The sequence below is a fragment of the Streptomyces sp. NPDC102259 genome (genome assembly GCF_044766465.1).
Classification (GTDB): Bacteria; Actinomycetota; Actinomycetes; order Streptomycetales; family Streptomycetaceae; genus Streptomyces.
Window position 1 is genome coordinate 217,464 of record NZ_JBIWMA010000005.1, and the last position, 15,293, is coordinate 232,756.

13 protein-coding genes are annotated in these 15,293 nt (G+C 73.0%); 3 read left to right on the plus strand and 10 right to left on the minus strand.

Translation table 11 applies throughout. From position 1 onward, the window contains the following. Positions 1–196: 196 nt before the first annotated feature. The 7 genes from pheT to infC all read right to left on the minus strand — a co-directional run bounded on the left by pheT (position 197) and on the right by infC (position 7,801). Positions 197–2,719 (minus strand): phenylalanine--tRNA ligase subunit beta, encoded by a 2,523-nt coding sequence (gene pheT / locus ACIRPU_RS15190; protein WP_403866689.1) that lies wholly within the window; start codon positions 2,717–2,719, stop codon positions 197–199. After that, on the minus strand, positions 2,719–3,840 hold the full coding sequence (gene pheS / locus ACIRPU_RS15195; RefSeq protein WP_403866692.1) for a phenylalanine--tRNA ligase subunit alpha: 1,122 nt from the start codon (positions 3,838–3,840) through the stop codon (positions 2,719–2,721). The genes pheT and pheS overlap by 1 nt, the downstream gene beginning before the upstream one ends. A gap of 151 nt (positions 3,841–3,991) precedes the next feature. Next, positions 3,992–5,131 carry an ATP-binding protein gene (locus ACIRPU_RS15200; protein ID WP_403866695.1) on the minus strand — a complete coding sequence of 380 codons (1,140 nt, stop codon included), beginning with the start codon at positions 5,129–5,131 and terminating at the stop codon, positions 3,992–3,994. 53 nt (positions 5,132–5,184) lie between these two features. Beyond that, positions 5,185–6,048 carry a TrmH family RNA methyltransferase gene (locus ACIRPU_RS15205; protein WP_403866698.1) on the minus strand — a complete coding sequence of 288 codons (864 nt, stop codon included), beginning with the start codon at positions 6,046–6,048 and terminating at the stop codon, positions 5,185–5,187. A 219-nt stretch (positions 6,049–6,267) separates the two neighbouring features. Next, on the minus strand, positions 6,268–6,651 hold the full coding sequence (gene rplT / locus ACIRPU_RS15210; protein ID WP_020132316.1) for a 50S ribosomal protein L20: 384 nt from the start codon (positions 6,649–6,651) through the stop codon (positions 6,268–6,270). A 98-nt stretch (positions 6,652–6,749) separates the two neighbouring features. Next, positions 6,750–6,944 (minus strand): 50S ribosomal protein L35, encoded by a 195-nt coding sequence (gene rpmI, locus ACIRPU_RS15215; protein ID WP_006374321.1) that lies wholly within the window; start codon positions 6,942–6,944, stop codon positions 6,750–6,752. Positions 6,945–7,051: 107 nt separating this feature from the next. Beyond that, on the minus strand, positions 7,052–7,801 hold the full coding sequence (gene infC / locus ACIRPU_RS15220) for a translation initiation factor IF-3 (RefSeq protein ID WP_403866702.1): 750 nt from the start codon (positions 7,799–7,801) through the stop codon (positions 7,052–7,054). Positions 7,802–8,174: 373 nt separating this feature from the next. Between infC and ACIRPU_RS15225 the strand changes: the two genes are divergently transcribed. Further along, positions 8,175–8,552, plus strand: coding sequence for a DUF1844 domain-containing protein (locus ACIRPU_RS15225; RefSeq protein WP_403866705.1), 378 nt, complete (start codon positions 8,175–8,177; stop codon positions 8,550–8,552). Positions 8,553–8,561: 9 nt separating this feature from the next. Here the strand turns inward: ACIRPU_RS15225 and ACIRPU_RS15230 are convergent, their stop codons facing one another. Beyond that, positions 8,562–9,293, minus strand: coding sequence for an SseB family protein (locus tag ACIRPU_RS15230; RefSeq protein ID WP_403866708.1), 732 nt, complete (start codon positions 9,291–9,293; stop codon positions 8,562–8,564). A gap of 151 nt (positions 9,294–9,444) precedes the next feature. On the opposite strand from ACIRPU_RS15230, the gene ACIRPU_RS15235 reads away from it, so the two are divergent. Further along, positions 9,445–10,428, plus strand: coding sequence for a serine hydrolase (locus ACIRPU_RS15235; protein ID WP_403866711.1), 984 nt, complete (start codon positions 9,445–9,447; stop codon positions 10,426–10,428). On the opposite strand, the gene mycP is transcribed toward ACIRPU_RS15235, so the two are convergent. Then, positions 10,429–11,631, minus strand: a complete 1,203-nt coding sequence (gene mycP / locus ACIRPU_RS15240) for a type VII secretion-associated serine protease mycosin (RefSeq protein WP_403866714.1) — start codon at positions 11,629–11,631, stop codon at positions 10,429–10,431. It abuts the gene before it with no gap. After that, the gene (locus ACIRPU_RS15245; RefSeq protein WP_403866716.1) at positions 11,628–13,778 is read right to left on the minus strand and encodes a hypothetical protein; all 2,151 of its coding nucleotides are present in this window, start codon (positions 13,776–13,778) and stop codon (positions 11,628–11,630) included. Before ACIRPU_RS15245 ends, mycP begins: the two co-directional genes overlap by 4 nt. Before the next feature lie 281 nt (positions 13,779–14,059). On the opposite strand from ACIRPU_RS15245, the gene ACIRPU_RS15250 reads away from it, so the two are divergent. Further along, positions 14,060–15,262: an amino acid deaminase/aldolase gene (locus tag ACIRPU_RS15250; RefSeq protein WP_403866719.1), complete on the plus strand. Its 1,203-nt coding sequence runs from the start codon at positions 14,060–14,062 to the stop codon at positions 15,260–15,262. Positions 15,263–15,293: the final 31 nt, after the last annotated feature.

The following is a 15,293-nucleotide window of genomic DNA, read 5'->3' on the forward strand; positions in this document are numbered from 1 at the left end:
ATGTCGTTGGTCCCCCGTCCAGGCCCCGACAACGCAGATCGGACCGACCCCGAAAGGCCGGTCCGATTCTGTCGAGGTGACGGCCGGAAAAGCCGGATCACCGGAAGATCTCACCCGAAGGAGTGAGGTGACCGAGGGAGCGCGGACGGCGTCGCCGCCGACCGGGAACGCGGCTCCCCCGGCACCGCACCGACTCCTAACCGCGTAGAACGGCTCCCGTACGCTCGCCCGCCAGGGCGACCGCCGCATCCCGGGCGGCCGACGCCTCGTCGACGGTCAGCGTCCGGTCGTGCGCACGGAAGCGCAGCGCGTACGCGAGCGACTTCCGCCCGTCACCGAGCTGGTCCGCGTTCTCGTAGACGTCGAACAGCCGGATTCCCTCCAGCAGTTCACCCGCGCCTTCGCGCAGCGCCGCCTCCACCTCGGCGTGCGGGACGAACCGGTCGACGACGAGGGCGACGTCCTGCGTGGCCACCGGGAACACCGAGATGCTCGGCGCCTGGGGCGTGTCGTCGCCGACCTGCTCCAACACGTCCAGGTCCAGCTCCATCGCGGAGGTGCGCGAGGGCAGCCCCAAGGCCTTCAGTACCCGCGGGTGCAGCTCACCGGCATGGCCGACGACGCGCTCGGCGCCGTCGACGACGACCAGCAGCACGGCGCACCGGCCGGGGTGCCACGGCCCGTACTGCCCGCTGCGGACGATCAGTTCGGCCCCCGCCTCACGGGCGACGGCACGCGCGGACTCGACGGCGTCGGCCCAGTCCGCCGGACGGCCCTTGCCCCACCAGCCGGCCTGCTCGCGGGCGCCCGCGAGCACGGTGGCGACATGGCGCGGCTGCGCGGGCAGCACGTCGTCCAGCGACGCGAGCTCCTCGTCGGTGGGACGGCGGTCGACGGGCAGGTGCCCGGCGACGCGCTGCTCCTCCTGCGGGAGGAACACCAGCCCGGTCTCGAAGAGCGCCAGGTCGTGCGAGCCCCGGCCGTCGTTGCGGCGCAGGGCGGCCAGCAGGCCCGGCAGCAGCGACGTACGGAGCGCGGGCTCCTCGTCGTTGAGCGGGTTGGTGAGCTTCACGACACGGCGGGCCGGGTCGTCGGCGTCCAGGCCGAGCTGGTCGAAGACCTGCTCGGCGATGAACGGGTAGTTCGGCGCCTCGACGTAGCCGGCGCCGGCCAGCGCGCGCCCGACGCGGCGGTGCAGGCGCTGGCGGTGGGTGAGACCGCGGCCCGAGGGCGGCTTGGGCAGCGTGGAGGGCAGGTTCTCGTAGCCCTCCAGCCGGATGACCTCCTCCGCCAGGTCGTTGACCTCGGCGAGGTCGGGCCGCCAGGACGGGACGGTGACGAGCAGCTCGTCCTGCCCGTACACGTCGCAGCCGATCTCCTGGAGGCGGCGGACGACGGTCTCGCGGCCGTACTCCACGCCCGCGACCTTGTCCGGGTGGTCGGCCGGCATGCTGATCGTGTGCGGGGCGGAGGGGGCGATGATCTCCGTGACGCCCGCGTCGGCCGTACCGCCCGCGAGCAGGACCAGCAGGTCGACCGTGCGCTGCGCGGCGGCCGCCGCGGCCTGCGGGTCGACACCGCGCTCGAAGCGCCTGGACGCCTCGGAGGACAGCTTGTGCCGGCGGGCCGTACGCGCGATCGACACCGCGTTGAAGTGGGCGGCCTCGATGACCACGTCGGTCGTGGAGGCGCCTCCGTTCTCGGCGGCGTCGTGATCGGCGATCTCGGTGTTGGCGCCGCCCATGACACCGGCGAGGCCGATGGGACCGCGGTCGTCGGTGATCACCAGGTCCTCGGCGTGCAGCTCGCGCGTCACCCCGTCGAGGGTGACGATCCGCTCGCCCTCCCCGGCCCGGCGCACGCCGATGGTGCCCTGGACCAGCGAACGGTCGTAGGCGTGCAGCGGCTGGCCGATCTCCATCATCACGTAGTTGGTGATGTCGACGGCGAGGGAGATCGGGCGCATGCCGACCTTCTGGAGCCGGCGCGTCAGCCAGATCGGGGAGCGTGCCTCGGGGCTCAGACCGGTGACGGTGCGGGCGGTGAAGCGGTCGCAGCCCATCGGCTCGGAGACCTGCACCGGGTAGCCGAAGGCGTTCGGCGCCGGTACGTCGATCAGCGCCGGGTCGCGCAGCGGCAGACCGTAGGCGATGGCGACCTCGCGGGCCACGCCTCGGATGGACAGGCAGTCGCCGCGGTTGGCGGTGACGGCGATGTCCAGGACCTCGTCGACCAGCTCGAGCAGCTCGATGGCGTCCTTGCCGACCTCGGTCTCCGGCGGCAGCACGATGATGCCGTGGCTGCCGTCGTCGCCCATGCCCAGCTCGTCGCCGGAGCAGATCATGCCGTGGGAGGTCTTGCCGTACGTCTTGCGTGCGGCGATGGCGAAGTTGCCGGGGAGGACGGCGCCCGGGAGGACCACGACGACCTTGTCGCCGACGGCGAAGTTGCGGGCGCCGCAGACGATCTCCTGGGGCTCGCCGGTCCCGTTGGCGGTGCCGACGTCGACGGTGCAGAAGCGGATCGGCTTCTTGAAGCCCTCGAGCTCCTCGATGGTCAGCACCTGGCCCACGACGAGCGGGCCCTTGAGGTCGGCTCCGAGGGGCTCGACGGTCTCGACCTCGAGGCCCGCCGAGACGAGCTTGGCCTGCACGTCACGGCCGGTCTCGGTGGCCGGCAGGTCGACGTACTCCCGCAGCCAGGAAAGCGGGACCCGCATCAGATCTCCATCCCGAACGGCCGGGTGAACCGGACGTCACCCTCGACCATGTCTCGCATGTCTTCGACGTTGTGGCGGAACATCAGCATCCGCTCGATGCCGAACCCGAAGGCGAACCCGCTGTACTTCTCCGGGTCCACGCCGCAGGCGGCCAGCACCTTGGGGTTGACCATGCCGCAGCCGCCGAGCTCGATCCAGCCCTCGCTGGAACAGGTCCGGCAGGGGCGGTCGGGGTTGCCGACGGACTCGCCGCGGCAGACGTAACACACCATGTCCATCTCGGCGGACGGCTCGGTGAAGGGGAAGAAGTTCGGCCGCAGCCGGGTCTTCATGCCTTCGCCGAACAGCGACTGGACCATGTGGTCCAGGGTGCCCTTGAGGTCGGCCATGGTCAGGCCCTCGTCCACGGCCAGCAGCTCGACCTGGTGGAAGACCGGGGTGTGCGTCGCGTCCAGCTCGTCGGTGCGGTACACGCGGCCGGGGCAGATCACGTACACCGGCAGCTCACGGCCGAGCAGCGAGCGGATCTGGACCGGCGAGGTGTGGGTGCGCAGCACGACACCGGACTCGGTGCCGCCCTGCGGGCCCTGCACGAAGAACGTGTCGGCCTCGCCGCGGGCCGGGTGGTCCGGGCCGATGTTGAGGGCGTCGAAGTTGAACCACTCGGCCTCGACCTGCGGGCCCTCGGCGACCTCGTAGCCCATGGCCACGAAGACGTCCTCGATGCGCTCCGACAGGGTGGTGAGCGGGTGGCGGGCGCCGGCCGGCACGCGGTCGTACGGCAGTGTGACGTCCACCGCCTCCTCGACCAGCACGCGCTGGTCGCGCTCGGCCTCCAGCTCCTCCTGGCGGGCGGCGAGGGCCTTGTTCACCGCGCCCCGGGCCTGGCCGACCAGCTTGCCGGCGGCCGCCTTGGCGTGCGGGGGCAGGGCGCCGATCTCGCGGTTGGCCAGGGCCAGCGGCGACGTGCCGCCGGTGTGGGCGACCTTGGCCTCCTGGAGTGCGTCGAGGGAGTCCGCGGCGGCGAAGGCGGCGAGCGCCTCGTCCCGCATGCGCTCGATCTCTTGCGGTTTCAACGCCTCGACCTCTACCGGGTCGTACGACTTATTCGGTGCCGACATCTCTTCCCGTGCTTCCGATTGGCTGGCTGAAGGTCCCCGTCACCGACTCACGCAGAGGTCAGAGGGCCGTCCATGGGACACAAAGGTGCCAAAGGCCGAGTCTAACGGGGTGAAGGTGTGCGCATGCGCCCGCGGGCCGCCCGGCAGGTTCTCAGGTGAGATACGCCGGGACGCTCACGGGCAACGTAAATCGGAACTCGGCGCCGCCGCCGGGGGCGCGGCCGACCGTGATGATGCCGCCGTGGGCTTCGACGATGCCCTTGACGATGTACAGCCCAAGGCCCGTGCCGCCGCGCTTGCTGCCCCGCCAGAAGCGGGTGAAGACGCGGTTCATGGACTCCTCCGGGATGCCTGCGCCCTCGTCGCTCACGGTGACCGATGTGCCGGTGTCCTCTCCCTCACGGGGAGAGGCGGCGGGCGTGATGTCGATCGTGACGGTTCCCTCGCCGTGGCGCACCGCATTTTCGATGAGGTTGCTGAGGACCTGGTCGACCTTGTCGGGGTCGGCCCACAGGGCGGGCAGCGGCTGTTCGAGGCGCAGCAGGAACCGGTCGGCCGGCTGTCCGGCCGCGACGTAGGCCTGGATGTGCCGTCCCACGGCCGCGCCCATGTCGACGGGCTGGCGGCGCAGCTCCAGCCGCCCGGAGTCGATGCGCGAGATGTCGAGCAGCTCGGCGATGAGGCGGGTGACCCGGTCGGCGTCGGCGTCGACGGTCTCCAGCATCAGCCGCTTCTGGTCGTCGGTGAACCTCGACCACTTGGCGAGCAGGGTGGCGGTGAAGCCCTTGACCGAGGTGAGGGGCGAGCGCAGCTCGTGGGCGACGGTGGCGATGAGCTCGGCGTGGCTGCGTTCGGTGCGCCGCCGGGCCTCGGTGTCGCGGATCGAGACGACGACCCGGCGGACCGGTCCGGTGGGTTCGCCGCGGACGTACCGCACGGTGACGAGCACCTCGCGGCCGCCGGGCAGCAGCAGGTTGCGCTCGGGCTGTCCGACCCGGATGGCGAGGCCGCCGTAGGGGTCGGTCAACTGCCACCAGCGGCGGCCTTCGAGGTCCTCCAGCGGCAGGGCCTTCTCGAGCCGCCGGCCGAGGGCGTCGGCGGCGGAGACGGCGGTGATGCGCTGGGCGGCGGCGTTGAAACAGACGACGTGCCCGTGTTCGTCGGCGACCACGAGCCCGTCGGGCAGGTCGTCGGGGTCGATGCCGAGGCCGGCGAGGTCACCGTCCGGCCGGGGTGCGGCGGCGTCGGGACCGGTCTGCGCATCCCGTGTACCGCTCATGCCGACGCTCATTCCCCGTACCCCACCTCTCAGACGACTGAGGGGCCCCCGAGCTGGTCACCCTACTAGCTCTCGGTGACGGAGCGGCACCCTCCGGAGGCGCGCTGTGCACGGGCCGATGCATAGAGACATACGGCGGCGGCGGTCGCGAGGTTCAGGCTCTCGGCCTTCCCGTGGATCGGAACCCGCACGACGGCGTCCGCGAGGTCCCGGGTCTCCTCGGGGAGCCCCCAGGCCTCGTTCCCGAACACCCACGCCGTGGGCCCGCCCATCGTCCGCTTGTCCAGCTCGTCGTCGAGGTCGTCGTCCCCGGCGCCGTCGGCGGCGAGGATCCGTACCCCGGCGTCCTTCAGCCCGGCCACGGCCTGTTCGACGGGGACCCCGACCGCCACGGGAAGGTGGAAGAGGGAGCCCACGGAGGCACGGACGGCCTTGGGGTTGTAGAGGTCGACGGAGGCATCGGTCAGTACGACGGCGTCGGCGCCCGCGGCGTCCGCGCACCGCAGGACGGTGCCGGCGTTGCCGGGGTCGCGCACATGGGCCAGTACGGCGACCAGCTTCGGCCGGGCGGCGAGGATCTGCTCGAAGGGCGTGTCCAGGAAGCGGCAGACCCCGACGAGCCCCTGCGGGGTGACGGTGGTGGAGACGTCCTCGATGACCTGCTCGTCGGCGAGGTGCACCCGGGCCCCGGCGGCGCGGGCCTCGCCGACGATGTCGGCGTAGCGCTCCGCGGCCTCGACGGTGGCGAACAGCTCCACGAGGGTCGCGTCGTCGCCGTCGGCCCGATGCGCGGCCGCCTCCCGGACGGCCTGCGGCCCCTCCGCGAGGAACAGCCGTTCCTTCCCCCGGAAGTTCCGCCTGGCGAGCCGCCGGGCGGCGGCGACCCGGGGCGAACGGGGGGAGATCAGCTCGGGGCTGGCGGGGGGCATGTGGTTCACCTTCGGTATCTGTGCGGCCGGCTTGGCAGCGGGGGCGACTGCGACCCCCGAGGGGCGCGGGGCTCTATCGATGTGCGGCTCCGCCGCGTGGGCGCGACCGGCCACCGACAGCCCGCACCCGAACGACCGCCGGAACGGGCAAGCAGCAAAGGACCCGCAGGCTGAAACCTGCGGGTCCTTCAGTCACGTCGGCCTAGAGCCGGCGCAGCGTCACGCGGCCTTGGGCGCGTTCACGTCCGCCGGGAGGGCCTTCTGCGCGACCTCGACCAGCGCGGCGAACGCGGTGGCGTCGTTCACGGCCAGCTCGGCCAGGATCTTGCGGTCGACCTCGATGTTCGCCGCGTTCAGACCCTGGATGAAGCGGTTGTACGTGATGCCGTTGGCGCGGGCAGCGGCGTTGATGCGCTGGATCCACAGCCGACGGAAGTCGCCCTTGCGCTTCTTGCGGTCGTTGTAGTTGTAGACCAGCGAGTGGGTGACCTGCTCCTTGGCCTTGCGGTACAGGCGCGAACGCTGACCGCGGTAGCCGGAGGCCGCCTCGAGGATCGCCCGGCGCTTCTTGTGGGCGTTGACTGCCCGCTTGACGCGTGCCACTTGTTTAACTCCTTGTAGCGGGGTCGTGGTGGGACTCACACGACCCGGAATCGATTGGGTCCCGGTCTGAGGTCAGGCGCGCATCGACGCGCCCGACGTCACTTGCCGAGAAGCTTCTTGATCTTCGCGGCGTCGCCCGGGGCCATCTCGGCGGTGCCGGTGAGGCGGCGCGTCACGCGGGACGACTTGTGCTCGAGCAGGTGGCGCTTGCCGGCGCGCTCACGGAGCACCTTGCCGGAGCCGGTGATCTTGAAGCGCTTGCTGGCACCGCTGTGCGACTTGTTCTTCGGCATAGCGCCGTTCTCTCCTCGTCGGTGGCGTTCCGGTGCCCGGTCGTGAAACCGGGCACGGTGGAACGTCGCTGGTATCGGTTATGTCCAGGGGACTCGCGTCCCGCGGATCACGCCTCGGCGGAAGCCTCGGCAGGGGCCTCGGCGTCAGCCTCGAGTTCGACGCCGTCCTCGACGTCACCCTCGGCGAGGTCACCCTCGGCGAGGTCGCCCTCGGCGTTCACGGCGTCGGCGTCCGCGGCGTTCTGCGAGCGGCCCGGGTTGGCCTTCGCCTCGGCCTTGCGGGCCTCCTGCGCCTGGCGTGCCTCGGCCATGGCCTCGGTCTTCTTCTTGTGCGGGCCGAGAACCATGATCATGTTCCGGCCGTCCTGCTTCGGGTTCGACTCGATGAAGCCGAGGTCCTCGACGTCCGACGCGAGACGCTGCAGCAGTCGGTAGCCGAGTTCCGGCCGGGACTGCTCGCGACCACGGAACATGATCGTGATCTTGACCTTGTCGCCCTGCTTGAGGAACCGGACGACGTGACCCTTTTTGGTGTCGTAGTCGTGCGGGTCGATCTTCGGCCGGAGCTTCATTTCCTTGATGACCGTGTGCGCCTGGTTCTTGCGCGCCTCACGGGCCTTCATGGCCGACTCGTACTTGAACTTCCCGTAGTCCATGAGCTTGCAGACCGGCGGGCGAGCGCTCGCCGCCACCTCGACCAGGTCGAGGTCGTACTCCTGCGCAAGCTCCAGGGCCTTGGCCAGCGGCACAATGCCGACCTGCTCGCCACTGGGACCGACAAGTCGCACTTCGGGAACGCGAATCCGGTCGTTGATGCGGGGCTCAGTGCTGATGGATCCTCCTTGGTAGCACCACACGGCAGTCTGGCGGACGGCCGCGTAACGTCTGTGTTCGGTAGTTTTATAACCACGCCGAAGCACAAAAAAATGCCCCGAACGATCACATGCGGGGCTCCAAGCACTACCGGAGCACCGCCGCAAGGATCGCGGGGCGCACTACCGGGCGACTCCATCGTCCGTACGGAACGATGGTGGCCGCCTGACCGGGGTGACCCGCCATCCCTGGGGACGGTCGGGTGGGAGTTCGGAGCCTCCACTTGTGGGCCGGATCCGCCTGCTGAGGGGCACGCGTGTCCGACCGGTCGATACACGAGATTACCAGTCGGCGCCAGGAACGGCCAATCGAGCCTCGGTACGAACCCCGGACCGGCCTGCGCCTATCGTGTGGGGCATGAGTGAGACCTCCCCCACCGGCTCCGCCGAGACCCCCGGCACCCCCGACTTCGACGAGATGACCCGCGACATCGCCGAGGTCCCCGCCGTCGAGGTGATCGTGACGGTCGCCGTCAACCTGATGAGCGCCGCGGCCGTGAAGCTGGGCCTCACCGAGGAGGGCGACAAGTACAAGGACCTCGACGAGGCCCGCAAGCTGATCCACGCCCTCGCCGGTCTGCTGGACGGGAGCGCGACCGAGATCAGCTCCTTCCACGCGGCGCCGCTGCGCGACGGTCTGAAGTCGCTCCAGCTGGCCTTCCGCGAGGCGTCGCTCGTCCCGGACGAGCCGGGCCAGGGCCCGGGTGAGAAGTACACGGGCCCGATCTACGGCTGAGCCGTCGGTTCAGCTCTTCACGTACAGGGGCTCGCCCGGAGGCGTCGTCCCGGCCGGCAGCAGTGCCAGGTCGAGGCCGCGCACCAGGCGGGCCCTCAGTGTTTCGTCGGCGGCGAGCCGCTCGGCCACCGCCCGGGCGGCCTCGGCGGGGACGGCGGCCGGATCGAGGACGAGGGCGAGGGTGCCGTCCGCCCGCCCCGGCCCGAGGTGGGCGCTGAGGACCGCCGGTTCGGCGGCCGCGGCGGCCCGTACCGCCGCCCGCACCGCCGGGTCGGCGAGCGGGTCGGTCGAGGTGCGGCCCTCGGCGAGGGCCAGCAGCGCCGGTCCGGTCAGTTCGAAGGCCACCGGTCCGGCCAGGTCGAGGACGACCGTGTCCGCCTTCTCGTGGGCGGCGGCCTGAAGCGCCTGGTGCAGGGGTACGGCGACCGGTCGGGCCTCGGGGTCCCAGCGGGCCAGGGAGTCGGTGGACGTGAAGGCGGGCAGCGCGGTGCGGGCGCCCGCCTTCAGCGTCGGCACCGCCATGTCGCTCGTCTTCTCGCGGCGCAGACCCTTCTCGTCCTCCTCCACCTCGCCGAGCACGGCCACCACGGGCACGAGGAGCCGGGCGCCCTTGAGGGCCGCCAGGACCGGGCCCACGGCGGTGCGGTCCTCGGCCCAGGCGGCCAACGCCGCGCTCAGCCCGGGGTCGGCGGAGCCGTCGTCGTCGGAGAAGCCGGAGTCGGGAATGTTCTTGTTCGCCACGGTCGTCGACCCTATCGGGGGGATGATGCTGGGCTTGTGCGGGGCCCGAAACACGGCGGTGACGACTTTCACGGGATTCTCAGACATCCCTGACGCGCCTCTAACCTCCGTCTAACGGCGCGCACAGTCGGCGGCCCGAGCATCAACGGTCATGGAGTCCTCCAGAGCACGTCGCGACCGCCGCGCTCACCCCTCCCGGCGCCGTCCGCTCCTGCGCACCGCGCTCGCCACGGTCGCCGTCCTGGCGGCGACGGCGGGCGGGACCGTTTATGTGAAGGCACAGGCGCACTCGGGGACGGGAGCCGTATCGTCGTCGTCCTCCGCGACGCCGTCGGCGTCCGGTTCGGGAAGCGGAAAGGTGTCGGTGGAGACGGTGGCGGCGCCCGAGGTGGACCACGACGCGCTGCTGGCGTCCGCGCTGAAGTCGGTGACCGTGCCGGGGGACGCGGCCGTGTCCGCGGCCGTGCTCGACCTGGACTCCGGCGACAACGCCACGTACGGCGAGAACGCCTTCGACACGGCGAGCATCGTCAAGGTGGACATCCTGGCGACGCTGCTGCTCCAGGCACAGGACGCGGACCGGCATCTCACCACTGCCGAGAAGACGTACGCCACCGCGATGATCGAGAACAGTGACAACGACTCGGCGTCGGCGCTGTGGCGGATCATCGGGAAGGCGGAGGGGCTCGACGCCGCGAACGAGCGGTTCGGGCTGACGGACACCGCGGGCGGCGACGACATGCTGTGGGGCCTGACCCAGACCACGGCCGCCGATCAGCTCATCCTGCTCCAGCAGGTCTTCGGGGACGACTCGGAGCTGAGCGAGGCGTCGCGCACGTACCTCAAGGGCCTGATGGGGCAGATAGCCGTCGACCAGCACTGGGGCGTCTCGGCGGCGGCCGACGGGTCCTCGTGGGCGCTGAAGAACGGCTGGCTGGCGCGCAGCACGACCGGGCTGTGGGACATCAACAGCATCGGCCGGGTGACCGTCGACGGCCACGACTGCCTGGTGGCCGTGCTGTCGAACGGCAACGCGACGCAGGCGGCCGGGATCTCGCTGGTCGAGCAGGTGGCGCGGGCGGCGGTGTCGGCGATGCGGGACGCGTCCGCGTCCGCCTCGCCGTCCGCCGAATAGCTAGAGCCCCTCGTAGGCCTCGGGCCGGTCGCGCTCGCGGCGGCCGCGCCACAGGACGACCGCCGTCACCAGCAGCACTCCCCCGGCACCGCCCGCGAGCAGGCCCGCCCAGCCGGCCGTGTCGTCGTCCGCCTTCGGCTTGTCCGGGCCGGAGCCGAAGTACCGCTCGCCGTAGGCCGCGGACTGCAGGCCCTCCGGCTCGAGCCCGGCGGCGGCCTTGATCGCGGCGGCCGGATCGATGAACCCGAAGCCGCGGGAGTCGTCGCGCCCGCCGGTGGGGGCGTTGCGGGCGGTGTCCTCCAGGAGCTTCTTGATCTGGGCCGGAGTGAGCCCGGGGTGGGCGCCCTTGATGAGCGCCACGGCCCCCGAGACGAAGGCGGAAGCGGCGCTGGTGCCCCATCCCTCGTAGTACTTGTGGTCCGGGTCGGCGATGACGACGTCGACGCCGGGCGCGCTGACCGTGGCGTACCAGCGCCGGGTGGAGAAGGAAGCGCGGGTGCCGTAGCGGTCGACGGCGGTCGCGGCGATGACGCCCGGGTAGGCGGCCGGGTAGGAGATGTGGTCGCCCTTCTCGCCGCCGTTGCCGGCCGAGGCGACGACGACCGAGCCCTTCTTCAGCGCGTACTGGACGGCCTCGTCCTCGGCGGGCTCGGGATGGGCGGAGGCGGAGTCGTCGCCCAGGGAGAGGTTGATGACGTCGGCGCCCTGGTCGGCGGCCCAGCGGATGCCCTCGGCGAGGGCGTTGCCGCGGGTGTTGCGGGCCTTGGCGCGCTGCGCGTCGCCGTCCTCCAGGATCACGCGCACGGGCAGGATCTTCGCCTCCGGGGCGATGCCGAGCACACCGTCCGCGTTGCCGTCTCCATGGCCGTGACCGGCGATGATGCCCGCCATCGCGGTGCCGTGGCGGGCCCACGCGCGCTCGCCCGGCCCGGCTCCGAAGCCGACCATGTCCTTGCCGGTGAGCACATTGCCTGCGAGGTCGGGGTGGTCGGCCTCGACGCCGGTGTCCAGGACGGCGACGGTGATGCCCCCGCCCTTGGTGGTCTGCCAGGCCTCCTGGGTGTGCAGGGCCTCCAGGGCCCACTGCTTGGCACGGATGCCGTCGGCGTAGGCGGTGGAGGGCGGCACGAGGGCGACGGCGGCGGCGAGGAGACAGCACAGGAGCCCGGCCCTGCGGGTCGTACGGGTCGTACGGGTGCTCATGAGGGCTGCTCCGAGGGCGTGACGGCGGTCTTGCGCAGGCCGCGCTCGATGCGGTCGGCGAGGCCCTGGGCCTCGTTGCCGAGGCCCGCCTGGGCGGGGGCCGTGGTGGCGCCCGCCGCGGTGGCCGCCGGGGCGGGCTGCGGGGTGTCGACCACACGGCCGTCGGCCCAGCCGGAGACGGCGTAGACGACGACGGGCGCGTCGGTGAGGACGGAGACCGTCCACGCCGCGCGCTGCCCGGCGCCGAAGGCGGCGGCGACGGTGCCCTTGGCTGCGTACGGCCGGGGCATCAGGTCCGTCCGCTCGGCCAGCCCCTCCTTGGTGAAACGGGTGTCGAGCGCACGCATGGCGGCCGCGTCGGCCGTGGTGAACAGCAGGCCCACGGTGGTCACATAGCTCTGGGTGACGTCGGTGTAGGTGGCACGCAGGAGCCGCTGACAGCCGACCGGGGCGAGGGCCTTGAGCAGCAGCGGGTCGAAGGCGTCGGCGCAGCCGCCGTCCGGGGCGACGGCGATCCGTGTCCAGGTGCGGTCGGCGCCGCCGGGACCCGCGCCCTGACCGTCGACCGTGGGCGGGAACAGCTGATCGACCGGCACGTTGTGCCACAGCCCGCCGGCGGTGACGTAGGTGCTGCGCTCGGCGGCGTCCGCCGAGTCCCCGACCAGCCAACTGCCGGTGACCGCACCGCCGATGAGCCCCAGGCCGAGGACGACACAGGCGGCGGCCGTAGCGACGCGTCCCCGCCGGCCGAAGGTCCGGGGCCTGTCCCCGTACCCCTCGGGCCGCGCGAAGGTCACCACGGGCCGGGTGGCGCCGAGGGTGCCGCCCGGGGTCATGGGAGCGCTCCACGAAAGCGACGGATCGGGGCCGCCCGCCATGCCCGGTCCGCTGTCGGTCCGCTGCGGAGCCGTCGGCACGGGGGGCGCGGCAGGGGCGGGCGGCACGGTGAACCCGGGCTGCCGCACGGCCGCGCCGGGGCTCCAGGCCGGCCCGTCGTCCGCCTCCGCCGGGACCGCCCGGGAGTCACCGCGCGGGCCGCCCGCGGCGCCCTCTGCCTCGGTCTCCCGCCGACTCCGCCCGGGCGCGGGCACCCAGCCGCGGGGCAACGGCGACCAGGCGCTCTCGGACCCGGGCGCGTCCGAGGGGGCGCCTGGCGAGCTCGCGGGACGGGAGGCCGGCGGCGGAGGAACGACGGGTCGGGAAGGCGGCGGCGCGACCGGACGGGCGCCCGAGCCGGCGGAGAAGAGGTCGTCCGAACCGGCGGGCCGGGAGCCGTCCGTGCCGGCGGGACGCGTGTCCTCGGGGCCGGTGGGACGGGTGCCCGCGGGAGGGGAGGTCTCGGGGCCGGCGGGGCGGGTGGCATCCCTGTCGGCGGGACGGGGAGCAGTCGTACCGGGGCGGAGGGACGCGCTGCCCGAGCCCTCGGGGCGGGAGTCGTCCGAGGGGGTGGGGCGGGTGGCCGGCCTGGTGGGCCGGGGGGCGCGACGGAAGTCGTGCGGCGGGGCGGGACGGGGGACCTGGGGGGCGGCCGGGCGTTCCTCGGCTCGCGCGGGCGTCCCGGTGTCGTCGCGTCGTGCTGTCTGCGCGGGCGGGGCCGGCTGCGGCGGGGTGTCCGGGAAGCGGGCCGACGCGGGCGGCGGTGGCGGGGGCATGGCGTCCGTGTGCTGGGCCCGCAGGTCGGTGAAGCGGGGGACGGTGCGGAAGAAGGGGGAGCCGGTGTCCGAGGAGGGGAAGTCGGTGTCCGAGGAGGGGAAGCCGTCGCCGACCGTGCCCTCGCCGGCTGTGCCCTCGCCCCGGGTGGTCGCCCGAGCTCCGGCCGGGCCGGCGGACCCTCGACGCCCGCCCTGCGGCTCGGCCGGGCCGGGAGTCACCTCACGCGCGCCCTCCCGCACGGCCTGCTGTCGCGGCGGGTCGGTGGGCGTCCGAGGCGGTACGGCGGGTTCCCGCGGCTCCGCGTCGGGGGTCGCCCGGCGTGCGGGGTCGCGGGACGGCGGCTCGGCGGGGGCCTGGCCGGCGCCCTCCCGGTCCGTGGGGGCGGCCGGGGGCCGGGACGGGCGGGGAGGAGTGGCCGGGCGGGGCGGGACGCCGGGCTGGGGCGGCACGTCCGGGCGCGGGGGGACCGAGGCGCGGCGTGCTTCCGTACTCATGCACCCCCCGTTTCCTCGTCCCCGGGCCGTCGTTCTGGTACGCGGGCGGTCGATCTCGTGCCCGGGCGGCCCGGCGCGGACGCGGCAGTCCGTTCCGGGCACGCATACCCGCACGGGCGGACCGGCATCCCGACACGGTTGCCCGGCCGGAGCCGTCCTCCGTGCGTGCGCGTCACTCTACGGCTTGTCGCCGGGCGAACGGGAACCAGTCCGCGACGCCCGGGGCTTCTGCCCGGAACGTCCCCCTACCCTGCGGTAATCCTGTCTGGCAGGCTGCGTTCATGACTGCGCGCGCCGCCGACCGGGCCCGATACGACCGGGCCACCGCCCATCTCGACGCCCCTCTCGCCCTCGTGGACCTGGACGCCTTCGACGCGAACGCCGAGGACCTGGCCCGCCGGGCCGGCGGCAAGCCGATCCGCGTCGCCAGCAAGTCCGTCCGCTGCCGGACGCTCCTGGAGCGCGTCCTGGCGAAGGACGGCTTCGCCGGCATCATGTCCTTCACCCTCGCCGAGTCCCTGTGGCTGGCCCGGTCCGGATTCGAGGACATCCTCCTCGCCTACCCGTCGGCCGACCGCACCGCGTTCGCCGAACTGGCCGCCGACCCCAAGCTCGCCGCCGCCGTCACCGTCATGGTCGACGACGTCTCCCAGCTCGACCTGATCGACGGCGCGCGCGGCGAAGGGCGCGAAGTCATCCGGGTCTGCCTGGAGTTGGACACCGCGCTGAAACTCCTCGGCGGCCGGGTCCGGGTCGGCGCCCTGCGCTCGCCGCTGCACTCCCCCGCCCAGGTCGCCGACGTGGCGAGGGCGGTCGCCAGGCGGCCCGGTTTCAAGCTCGTGGGGATCATGGCCTACGAGGGGCACATCGCCGGGGTCGGCGACTCGCTCGCCGGACGGCCCTTCCGGTCCCGGGCCATCCGGCTGATGCAGGCCACCGCCCGGCGCGAACTCGCCGAGCGCCGCGCCGCGGTCGTGCGCGCGGTGCGGGCCGTCGTACCGGATCTGGAGTACGTCAACGGCGGCGGCACCGGGAGTGTGCAGCACACCGCCGCCGAGGACGCGGTCACGGAGATCGCGGCCGGGTCGGGGCTGTACGTGCCGCGTCTGTTCGACAACTACACGTCCTTCAGCGGGCGTCCGGCGGCCCTGTTCGCCCAGCCCGTCGTCCGGCGGCCGGGGGTGGGGATCGTGACCGTCCTCGGCGGCGGGTATCCCGCGTCCGGCGCCGCGGGACCCGACCGGCTGCCCGTGCCGTACCTGCCGGAAGGGCTGCGCTACGACCCCCAGGAGGGGCCGGGCGAGGTGCAGACGCCGCTGCTCGGCTCCCCCGCCGACGATCTGCTGATCGGCGACAAGGTGTGGTTCCGGCACGCGAAGGCCGGTGAGCTGTGCGAGCGGTTCGACGTGCTGCACCTCGTCGAGGGGGACGCGGTGACGGCGACCGTGCCGACCTACCGGGGCGAGGGCCGGACGTTCCTCTGAGCCCCTGAGCGGGGTGCCCGGGCGCGGGGTG